Source organism: Kitasatospora sp. NPDC057965 (assembly GCF_042887135.1).
In the GTDB taxonomy this organism is placed as follows: domain Bacteria; phylum Actinomycetota; class Actinomycetes; order Streptomycetales; family Streptomycetaceae; genus Kitasatospora.
On record NZ_JBHVPZ010000005.1, the window covers coordinates 332,246 to 343,477 of the forward strand.

Sequence of the window (11,232 nt, forward strand, 5' to 3'; positions counted from 1 at the left end):
CCGTCGTTCTGCGATCCGGTGGAGCCGCAGGGTCAGGAGGGGTCGAGCTCCTGGTCGATCAGCTCGAAGATGTCGTCGATGGTCGCGCTCCGGAGCCGCTCGTCCGACCCGTCGGCGTCCGTTCCGGCCGCCTCGGCCGCCGGGGCGTCGGCGAGTCCGGCGAGCACGGCCTGCAGGCGGGTCCGGACGCCGGCCCGCAGAGGTTCGTCGTCCGATCCGAGGGTGGCGAGGACCGCCTCCAGCCGGTCGATCTCGCCGAAGACCGCCACCGCCGGTGCCGGCGGCTCGGGTGCGAGGTCGGTCCGGATCCGGTCCGCCAGTGCGAGGGGGTTCGGGAAGTCGAACACCAGCGTCGCGGGCAACCGGAGCCCGGTGGCGGTTCCGAGCCGGTTGCGCAGTTCCACGGCGGTCAGCGAGTCGAAGCCCAGGGCCTTGAACTCGCGGCCCCGCTCGACGTCCTGCGGACCGCCGAGGCCGAGCACCGCCGCCACGTGCGTGCGCACGACGTCCAGCAGGGTGCGGGTCTGCTCGGCCTGCGGCAGGCCGCTCAGCTTCTGCCGCAGGGTGTCCGCGCCGCCCGTCGGGGCCTCGGCCGTGCGCCGGGCGGGCGTGCGGACCAGGCCGCGCAGGATCGCCGGAACGGCGGCCGTGCCGGCGCCGCGGTCGGCCGCGGTGTCGAAGCGCACCGGGACCACCAGGGCGCCCTCCCCCGACCGGGCGGCGTCGAAGAGTTCCAGGCCCTCCTTCACCCGGAACGGGACCAGCCCCGAGCGTGCCATCCGTCCCCGGCCCGGCTCGTCCATCCCGGCCGCCATCCCGCCCTCGGCCCAGGGGCCCCAGGCCAGGGCGGTCGCGGGCAGGCCGGCCGCCCGTCGGCGCAGGGCCAGCGCGTCGAGGAAGGCGTTGGCCGCCGCGTAGTTGCCCTGCCCGGCGCTGCCGAGGGTGGCGGCGACCGAGGAGAACAGGACGAAGGCCGACAGGTCGAGGTCGCGGGTGAGCTCGTCCAGCACCAGGGCCGCGTCCACCTTGGGGCGCAGCACCGCCGCCAGCCGCTCGGGGGTCAGCGAGGTCACCGTGCCGTCGTCCAGCACCCCGGCCGCGTGGACCACGGCGGTCAGCGGGTGGTCGGCCGGGACGGTCGCGAGCAGCGCGGCGACGGCCTCCCGGTCGGCCGCGTCGCAGGCGGCCACGGTCACGTCCGCGCCCAGCTCGGCGAGTTCGTCGCGCAGTTCGCGGGCGCCCTCGGCCGCGAGGCCGCGCCGGCCGGTCAGCAGCAGCCGCCGCACACCGTGCTCGGTGACCAGGTGCCGGGCGACGTGGCCGCCGAGCGCGCCGGTGGCTCCGGTGATCAGCACCGTGCCCTGCGGGTCGAGCGGCGCGGGCACGGTGAGCACCAGCTTGCCGGTGTGGCGGGCCTGGCTGAGGTGGCGCAGCGCGTCGGGTGCCTGCCGGACGTCCCAGCCGGTGACCGGCAGCGGCCGCAGCACGCCCGCCTCGAACAGGTCCACCAGGGCGCGGAGCGTCTCGCCGATCCGGTCCGGTCCCGCCTCGATGGTGTCGAAGGCGCGGTAGGAGGCGCCCGGGTGGGCCGCGGCGACCTGCGCGGCGTCACGGACGTCGGTCTTGCCCATCTCCAGGAAGTGCCCGCCGTCGGCGAGCACCCGCAGGGACGCGTCGACGTACTCGCCGGCCAGGGAGTTCAGCACGACGTCCACGCCGCGGCCGCCGGTCGCGGCCAGGAAGTGCGGCTCGAAGTCGAGCGTCCGGGAGGAGGCGAGGTGCGCCTCGTCCAGGCCGTCGGCCCGCAGCGCCGGCCACTTGCCGGGGCTCGCCGTGCCGTAGACCTCGGCGCCGAGGTGGCGGGCCAGCTGGGTGGCGGCCATGCCCACGCCGCCGGCCGCGGAGTGCACCAGCAGCGACTGTCCCGGGCGCAGGCCGGCCAGGTCGACCAGAGCGTAGTGGGCGGTGAGGAAGGCGATCGGCGCGGACGCGGCCTGGGCGAAGGTCCAGCCGCGCGGCATGCGGGCCACCATCCGGTGGTCGGCGACCGCGAACGGGCCGAAGGTCTCGGCGACCATGCCGAAGACGCGGTCCCCGACGGCCGTTCCGGTGACTCCGGGACCGGTCTCGACGACGACGCCGGCGGCCTCGCTGCCGAGTGTCGCCGCGCCCGGGTACATGCCGAGGGCGATGAGCGCGTCGCGGAAGTTCACCCCGGCGGCGCGCACGGCGATCCGGACCTGTCCCTGGGCCGGCGGGGCCGTGGCGGCCGGGTTCTCGGTCAGCACCAGGCCGTCCAGGGTGCCGGTGCCGTCGGTCGTCAGCCGCCAGCCGGCCGCGCCGGGGGCGGGGCGCAGGGCGGCGCCGGGTTCGGTGCGGGCCAGCCGGGGGGCGTGGGCGGCCCCGCGGCGCAGCGCGAGCTGCGGCTCGCCGGCGGCCGGCGCGGCCGGCAGGGCGCCGACGGAGTCCGGGTGGCCGTCCAGGTCGACCAGCAGGATCCGGTCGGGGTTCTCCGACTGGGCGGAGCGCACCAGGCCCCAGGCGGCGGCCTGGGCCGGGTCGGCCACGGACTCGCCGGGCTCGGCGGCGACCGCGCCGCGGGTGAGCAGGACCAGGCGGGAGCGCGCGGTGCGTTCCTCGGCCAGCCAGGCCGTGACCAGGGCGAGGACCTCACGGGTCGTCCGGTGGACGTCGGCGGCGCTCTCCCCGCCGGGGGCCACCGCGGCGAGCACCACCGGCGGGGGCGTGGCTCCGGCGTCCAGGGCGGTGGCGAGCGCGGTGAGGTCCGGGTGGGCGGTGAGGTGCACGCCGGCCGGTGCCAGGGCGGTCGCGGCCGGGGCGGCGGGGTCGTCCGCGCCGAGCAGGGCCCACTCGACGCCCTCGACGGGTGCGGTCGGCAGGGGAACCGTGGGCCAGGCGATCCGGTACAGCCCGTCCTGCTGCTCGGTGCGGCGCGCCCGGGCGAGCCCGCTGGTGGAGACGGGGCGCAGGACGAGGGAGTCGACCGAGGCGACGGGGCGGCCGGTGGTGTCGGCGACCAGCAGCGAGACGGCGTCCTGCCCGACCGGGGCCAGCCGCACGCGCAGCGCGTGTGCGCCGGTCGCCGCCAGCCGCACCCCGCTCCAGGAGAACGGGATCCGCCCCTGACCGGTGTCGGGCAGCAGCCCGCCCAGGCCGACCGCGTGCAGGGCCGCGTCCAGCAGCGCCGGGTGGACACCGAAGCCGCCGGCCTCCGTGCCCTCCGGCAGCGCGACCTCGGCGAACACCTCCTCCCCGCGCCGCCACACCTTGCGCAGCCCCCGGAACACCGGGCCGTACCCGAACCCCAGCTCCGCCAGGCGCTCGTAGTAGCCCTCGGTCGGCACGGCCTCCGCCGCGGCCGGCGGCCAGGCCGACAGTTCCTCGTCGGCGGCCGGCTCGGCGGTGACCAGGGTGCCGGTGGCGTGCGAGGTCCACGGGTCACCGGTCCCGGTGCCGTCCGGCCGGGAGTGCACCTGGACGGTGCGGCGGCCGGTCTCGTCGGCGCCGCCGACCGTGATCTGCAGCTGCACCGCGCCCCGCTCGGGCAGGACCAGTGGCGCCTGGAGCGTCAGCTCCTCCAGCAGGTCGTCGCCCACCTCGTCACCGGCCCGCAGCACCAGGTCCACCAGCGCCGTGCCGGGCAGCAGGACCGCGCCCGTCACGAGGTGCTCGGCGAGCCAGGGCTGGGACGCCAGGGACAGGCGGCCGGTCAGCAGCGCGCCCTCACCTCCGGCGAGCGCGACCGCCGCTCCCAGCAGGGGGTGCTCGGCCGGGCGCAGGCCCGCGCCGGTGAGGTCGCCGGCCGCGGGCGGGGCGTCCAGCCAGTAGCGCCGGCGCTGGAAGGCGTAGGTCGGCAGGTCGACGCGGCGGGCGCCACGGCCGGCGAAGACGGCGTCCCAGTCGAGGGCGATGCCGTGGGTGTGGAGGTGGGCGAGGGCGGTGGTGAAGGCCTCGACCTCGGGGCGGCCGGCGCGCAGGGCCGGGACGGCGACGGTGGCCGCCTCGCTGTCGGCCAGCGACTCGCGGGCCAGGACGGTGAGACCGCCGGGCCCGACCTCCAGGAAGGCCGTCACGCCCTGGGCCGCCAGCGCCGCGACGGCGTCGGCGAACCGGACCGCGTGGCGGGCGTGGCGCACCCAGTGCTCGGGGTCGGCCAGCTCCTCGGCGGTGACGAGCTGTCCGGTGAGGGTGGAGACGATCGGCACGGTGGGCGCGGCGAAGGCGACGCGCTCGACGACCGCGCGGAAGTCCGCGAGCACCGGCTCCATCAGGGGCGAGTGGAACGCGTGCGACACGGCGAGCCGCTTGGTGCGGCGGCCGTCGGCGGCGAGCAGCTCGACGATCGCGCCGACCGCCTCCTCGGCGCCCGAAAGGACCACCGAGGAGGGGCCGTTGACGGCGGCGATGCCCACCAGGTCCTCGCGTCCGGCCAGCAGCGGCAGCACCTCGGCCTCCGCGGCCTGCACCGCCACCATCACCCCGTTCGACGGCAGCCGCTGCATGAACCGGCCGCGCGCCGCCATCAGTTCGGCGGCGTCGGCCAGCGGGATCACCCCGGCCACGTGCGCGGCGGCGTACTCACCGATCGAGTGGCCGGCGAGGAAGCCGGGCCGTACGCCCCAGGACTCGATCAGCCGGAACAGCGCGACCTCGATCGCGAACAGGGCCGGCTGGGTGAACTCGGTGCGGTCGAGGAGTGCCGGGTCCGCGCCGAACACCACGTCACGCAAGGGGCGTTCGAGGTGGACGTCCAGGTGGGCGCAGACCTCGTCGAAGGCCTGCGCGAACACCGGGAAGGACGCGGACAGTTCGCGCCCCATCCCGAGCCGCTGGCTCCCCTGGCCCGAGAACAGGAACGCGAGCCCGGCGTCCGGCAGCGCGGTGCCGCGCACCACCGGGCCGGCCGGCTCTCCGTCCGCCAGCGCGCGCAGGCCCGCCAGAGCGCCGGCCGTGTCCGGGGCGACCACGACCGCGCGGTGCTCCAGGGCGGCCCGTGCGGTGGCCAGGGTGAGGCCGATGTCCGCCGCGCCGAGCCGCGGGTGCTCGACCAGGTGGGCGTGGAGCCGCTCGGCCTGCCCGCGCAGGGCCTGCGCCGTGGTTCCCGAGAGCACCCACGGTATCGCGGTGCCGGCTGCCGGGGCCTGAGCTGCCGGGTCCGGGGCCGTCGGGACGGCCCCGGCCGGGGCGGGCGCCTGCTCGATGATCACGTGTGCGTTGGTGCCGCTCACGCCGAAGGACGAGATCCCGGCGCGGCGCGGCCGCTCGTCCCGCGGCCACGCGACGGGCTCGGTCAGCAGCTCCACGGCGCCCGCCGACCAGTCGACGTGCGGGGTGGGCTCGTCCACGTGCAGGGTCCTCGGCAGCACCTCGTGCCGCAGGGCCTGGACCATCTTGATGATGCCGCCGACCCCGGCCGCCGCCTGGGTGTGACCGATGTTGGACTTCAACGAGCCCAGCCACAGCGGGCTTTCGCGCTCCTGCCCGTACGTGGCCAGCAGCGCCTGCGCCTCGATCGGGTCACCGAGCGTCGTCCCGGTGCCGTGCGCCTCCACCGCGTCCACGTCGGCCGCGGACAGTCCCGCGTCCGCGAGGGCCTGGCGGATCACCCGCTGCTGGGCGGGGCCGTTGGGGGCGGTCAGGCCGTTGGAGGCGCCGTCCTGGTTCACCGCGCTGCCGCGCACCACCGCCAGCACCGGGTGCCCGTTGCGCTCGGCGTCCGACAGCCGCTCCACCAGCAGCATGCCCGCGCCCTCGCCCCAGCCCGTGCCGTCCGCGGCCGCCGCGAAGGGCTTGCAGCGGCCGTCGGCGGCCAGCCCGCGCTGCCGGCTGAACTCGATGAACGCGTTCGGGCTGGACATCACCGTCACCCCGCCCGCGAGGGCGAGCAAGCACTCGCCGCGCCGCAGCGCCTGCGCCGCGAGGTGCAGGGCGACCAGCGAGGAGGAGCAGGCGGTGTCGACCGTCAGGGTCGGCCCCTCCAGGCCGAAGGAGTAGGCGATCCGGCCCGACACCACGCTCGCCGAACTGCCGGTGCCGATGTAGCCCTCCAGGTCCTGCGGCACGCTCAACAGGCGTGAGGCGTAGTCCTGGTAGCCGGATCCCATGAAGACGCCGGTCCGGGTGCCGCGCATCGCGTCCGGGGCGATCCCGGCCCGTTCGAAGGCCTCCCAGGTCAGTTCGAGGAGCAGCCGCTGCTGCGGGTCCATGGCGAGTGCCTCGCGCGGCGAGATGCCGAAGAACGCGGGGTCGAAGTCGGCGACGTCGTAGAGGAATCCGCCGTCCGCAGCGTAGGTGGTGCCCGGCCGGTCCGGGTCGGGGTCGTAGAGCGCCTCCAGGTCCCAGCCCCGGTCCACCGGGAACCCGGCCACCGCGTCGCGGCCCTCGGCCACCAGTCGCCACAGCTCCTCGGGCGAGCGCACCTCTCCCGGGTAGCGGCAGCTCATCGCGACGATCGCGATCGGCTCGTCGTCGGGCGGCGCGCCCGTGGCAGCGGCCGTCGGCGTGGCCGCCTCGACGGCGCCGGTCAGCTGCGCGCGCAGGTGGGCGGCCAGCACGGCGGGCGACGGGTGGTCGAAGACCAGGGTCGCCGGCAGCCGCACGCCGGTCGCCGCGGCCAGCCGGTTGCGCAGCTCGACGGCGGTCAGCGAGTCGAAGCCCAGCTCCCGGAAGGCCCGGTCGGCGGCGACCTGCTCCGAGCCGCCGTGACCGAGCACGGCGGCCGCCTCGGCCCGGACCAGGTCGAGCACCGCGCGCCGCTGCTCGGCCTCCGCCAGCGCGGTCACCCGCCGCACGAAGGCGGGCACGGCCGCATCGGCGGCCGGTTGCGGGTCGGCGGCCGCCAGCGCGGACCGGACCTCCGGCAGGTCGGCGAGCAGCGGGCTGGGCCGCATCAGGGTGAAGGACGGCGCGAAGCGCGCCCAGTCGACGTCCGCGACCGTGACGGCGGTCTCCTCGCGGTCCAGCGCGCCCCACAGCGCGGAGATCGCCGACTCCGGGGCGAGTGCCGGCAGTCCGCGCAGCCTGAGGCGTTCCTCGGCGTCGCCGTCCTCGACCATGCCGCCGCCGGCCCAGGGCCCCCAGGCCACCGCCGTCGCGGCCAGTCCGCGGGCCCGGCGCCGCTCGGCCAGCGTGTCGAGGGCGGCGTTGGCCACCGCGTAGGCGGCCTGGCCCCCGGCGCCCCAGACGCCGGAGATCGAGGAGAAGAGCACGAACGCGTCCAGCTCGCGCTCGCCCAGCAGCTCGTCCAGGTGCCGCGCGCCGGCGACCTTCGCGGCCACCACCCGGGCGAACTCCTCCGGTGTGGTGTCGGCCAGCAGGCCGGGCGTGCCCACACCGGCGGCGTGCACCACGGCGGTCAGCGGGTACGCGGCGGGCAGCCCGTCCAGCAGGCGCGCCAGCGCCTCCCGGTCGGCCACGTCGCACGCGGCGACGGTGACCTCGGCGCCCAGCCCGACGAGCTCGTCGCGGAGTTCCGCCGAGCCCTCGGCCGCGAGGCCTCGGCGGCCGACCAGTACCAGGTGCTCGGCGCCGTCGCGGGCCAGCCGGCGCGCCACATGGCCGCCGAGGGCGCCCGTGCCGCCGGTGATCAGGACGGTCCCGCGCGGGCGCCGGGCGGCGCCCGCCGTGACGGCGCCCTGCGGGGCGCGCGTCAGCCGGCGGACGTAGACGCCCGAGCCGCGCACCGCGAGCTGGTCCTCCGCGCCGGAGCCGGCCAACACGGCCGCCAGCCGGCGGGCGGCGCGCTCGTCCAGCACCTCCGGGAGGTCCACCAGACCGCCCCAGCGCCGGCCGTGCTCCAGTGCCGCCGTCCGGCCCAGCGCCCAGACCTGCGCCTGGTGGGCGCTGCGGACCGGGTCGGAGGAGCCGATGGAGACGGCGCCCCGGGTGGCACACCAGAGCGGGGCGTCGAGACCGGTGTCGCCGAGCGCCTGGACCACCGCGAGGGTGGCGGCCAGGCCCGCCGGGAGCACCGGGTGGACGGGGTGCGGCCGCTCGTCCACCGCGAGCAGGGAGAGCACCCCGGTGACGGTGGCGGCCTCGGGGGGAAGACCGGCGAGGACGCCGCGCAGCTGCTCGGCGACGGTTTCGCGGCCGGCCGCGGTGTCCACGACGACCGGGACGACCTCCTCGCCGTGCTCGCGCAGCGCGCCGACGACGGCCGCTCCCCAGCCGTCGCCGTCCGGCCCGGCGGGCAGCAGGACGAGCCGGCGCCCGCTCGGAGCGGCCTCCTTGAGGTCGCTCGCGGGCTTCCAGGTGATCCGGTAGCGCCAGCCGTCCACGGTGGACTGCTCCCGGTGCGTGCGCCGCCAGCTGGAGAGCGCGGGCAGGACGGAGGTCAGCGGGGCGTCCTCGGTCACCTGGATGCGGTCGGCGAACGCCGCGAGGTCCTGCCGCTCCACCGCCTCCCAGAAGCCGGCCTCCACCGGGTCCGCGGCGGCGTCCGCGGCGGCTGAGAAGGCCGAGGACTCCAGCCAGTAGCGGCGGCGCTCGAAGGCGTAGGTGGGCAGGTCGTCGACGCGTCGGGTGCCGCGACCGGCGAGGACGGCGTCCCAGTCGATGGTGATGCCGTGGGTGTGGAGCCGGGCCAGGGCGGTGGCGAAGGCCTCGGCCTCGGGGCGGTCGGCGCGCAGGGCCGGAACGGCGACGGTCTCGGCCAGGCTCTCCTGGACCATCGGGGTCAGGCCGCCGGGGCCGATCTCCAGGAACGCCGTCGTTCCCTGGCCTTCCAGGGTCTGCACGGCGTCGGCGAACCGGACGGCCTGGCGGACGTGGCGCACCCAGTAGTCGGGGTCGGCCAGCTCCGAGGCGGTGAGAAGGTTTCCGGTGAGGGTGGAGACGATCGGGCGGGTCGACTCGGCGAAGGTGACACGCTGCGCGACCTCGCGGAAGCGGGTCAGCATCGGCTCCATCAGCGGCGAATGGAAGGCGTGCGAGACGGCGAGCCGCTTGGTGCGGCGGCCGTCGGCCGCGAGCAGCTCGGCGACCTCCGCCACGGCGTCCTCGGCACCCGAAAGGACCACCGAAGACGGGCCGTTGACCGCGGCGATACCCACCAGGTCCTCACGGCCGGCCAGCAGCGGAACCACCTCGTGCTCGGCGGCCCGGACCGCCACCATCGCGCCGCCCGACGGCAACTCCTGCATCAACCGGCCACGCGCCACCACCAGTTCGGCGGCGTCCGCCAGCGAGATCGCACCCGCGACGTGCGCGGCGGCCAGCTCGCCGACCGAGTGACCGGCGAGGAAGTCCGCCCGCACACCCCACGACTCGACCAGCCGGAACAGTGCGACTTCGATCGCGAACAAGGCCGGCTGGGTGAACTCGGTCCGGTTGAGACGTTCCGTGTCCTCGCCGAACACGACCTCACGCAACGGCCGTTCGAGGTGGACGTCCACGTGCGCGCAGACCTCGTCGAAGGCCGCCGCGAACACCGGGAACGACGCGTGCAGCTCACGCCCCATCCCCAGCCGCTGACTCCCCTGCCCCGAGAAGACGAACGCGAGCTTGTTGCGCCGCCCCGCGACTCCCCGGACCAGGCCCGCGTCGGCGTCGTCCCGAGCCAGCGCCTCCAGCCCACGCAGCAGCCCGTCCCGGCCGGTGCCGACCACCACCGCCCGGTGCGGCAGGGCGGCACGCGAGAGGGCCAGCGAGCTGCCGAGGTCGGCGGGATCCACCGCCGGACGCTCCGCCAGGTGGGCCAGCAGCCGCCGGGCCTGCCCGCGCAGCGCCTGCTCGCCGCGGGCGGAGAGCGGCCACAGCACCACCGGAGGCTCCGGCCGCTCGTCCGCCGGCTCCTCCGCCCGGTCCTCCGCGGGCGCCGCTTCGAGGATCACGTGCGCATTGGTCCCGCTGACGCCGAACGACGACACGCCCGCCCGCCGGGGCCGGTCCCGCTCCGGCCAGTCGACGGCCTCGGTCAGCAGCCGCACCGCCCCGGCCGACCAGTCGACGTGCGGCGACGGCTCGTCCAGGTGCAGGGTCTTCGGCAGCACGCCGTGCCGCATCGCCATCACCGTCTTGATCACACCCGCCACACCCGCCGCGGCCTGGGTGTGACCGATGTTCGACTTCAGCGCCCCCAGCCAGAGGGGGTGTTCACGCTCCTGGCCGTAGGTCGCGAGCAGCGCCTGCGCCTCGATCGGGTCGCCCAGCGAGGTACCGGTCCCGTGCGCCTCCACCGCGTCCACCTCGGCCGCGGACAGTCCCGCGTCCGTCAGCGCCTGCCGGATCACCCGCTGCTGCGCGGGGCCGCTCGGCGCGGTCAGGCCGTTGGACGCGCCGTCCTGGTTCACCGCGCTGCCGCGCACCACCGCCAGCACCGGATGCCCGTTGCGGCGGGCCTCCGACAGGCGCTCCACCAGCAGCATGCCGACGCCCTCGGCCCAGCCCGTACCGTCGGCGGCGGCGGAGAAGGGCTTGCAGCGGCCATCGGCCGCCAGCCCGCGCTGCCGGCTGAACTCCATGAACGCGCCGGGCGTCGACATCACGGTCACACCGCTCACGAGGGCGAGCGAGCACTCGCCGCGCCGCAGCGCCTGCGCCGCCAGGTGCAGGGCGACCAGCGAGGACGAGCACGCCGTGTCCACCGTCACCGCCGGCCCCTCCAGGCCGAAGGAGTAGGCGATCCGGCCCGACACCACGGCGGCGGCATTGCCGGTGCCGAGGTAACCGTCGAAGTCCTCCGGCGAGTTGGACAGCCGCGCGTAGTCCTGCCCGTTGGTACCGGCGTAGACACCCGTCCGGGTGCCCCGCAGCGTGCCCGGGTCGAGGCCGGCCCGCTCGAAGACCTCCCAGGTGGTCTCCAGCAGCAGCCGTTGCTGCGGGTCCATCATCAGCGCCTCGCGCGGCGAGATCCCGAAGAAGCCGGCGTCGAACTCGGCGACGTCGTGCAGGAATCCGCCCTGGCGGACGTAGCAGGTGCCCGCGTGGTCCGGGTCGGGGTCGTAGAGCGCCTCCAGGTCCCAGCCGCGGTCGTCGGGGAAGCCGCCGATCGCGTCGCCGCCCTCGGCGACCAGCCGCCACAGGTCCTCGGGCGACGCGACGCCGCCCGGGAAGCGGCAGCTCATCGCCACGATCGCGATGGGCTCCGCGGCGTCCTCCACCAGCTTCCGGTTCTGGCGACGCAGCCGCTCGGTCTCCTGGAGGGAGGCCCGCAGTGCTTGAACGATCTTGTCGTTCGAGGTGGTCATCATCTGCTCCGTACTCAGGCCG

At 76.5% G+C, this 11,232-nt stretch carries 1 protein-coding gene; it reads right to left on the reverse strand.

Annotated elements, in window-relative coordinates; translation table 11 throughout:
* Nucleotides 1-32 precede the first annotated feature (32 nt).
* A complete protein-coding gene (locus ACFVVU_RS08870; protein ID WP_387788859.1) occupies nucleotides 33-11,228 on the reverse strand; it encodes a type I polyketide synthase in 11,196 nt (3,731 codons plus the stop codon).
* Between the last annotated feature and the right edge of the window lie 4 nt (nucleotides 11,229-11,232).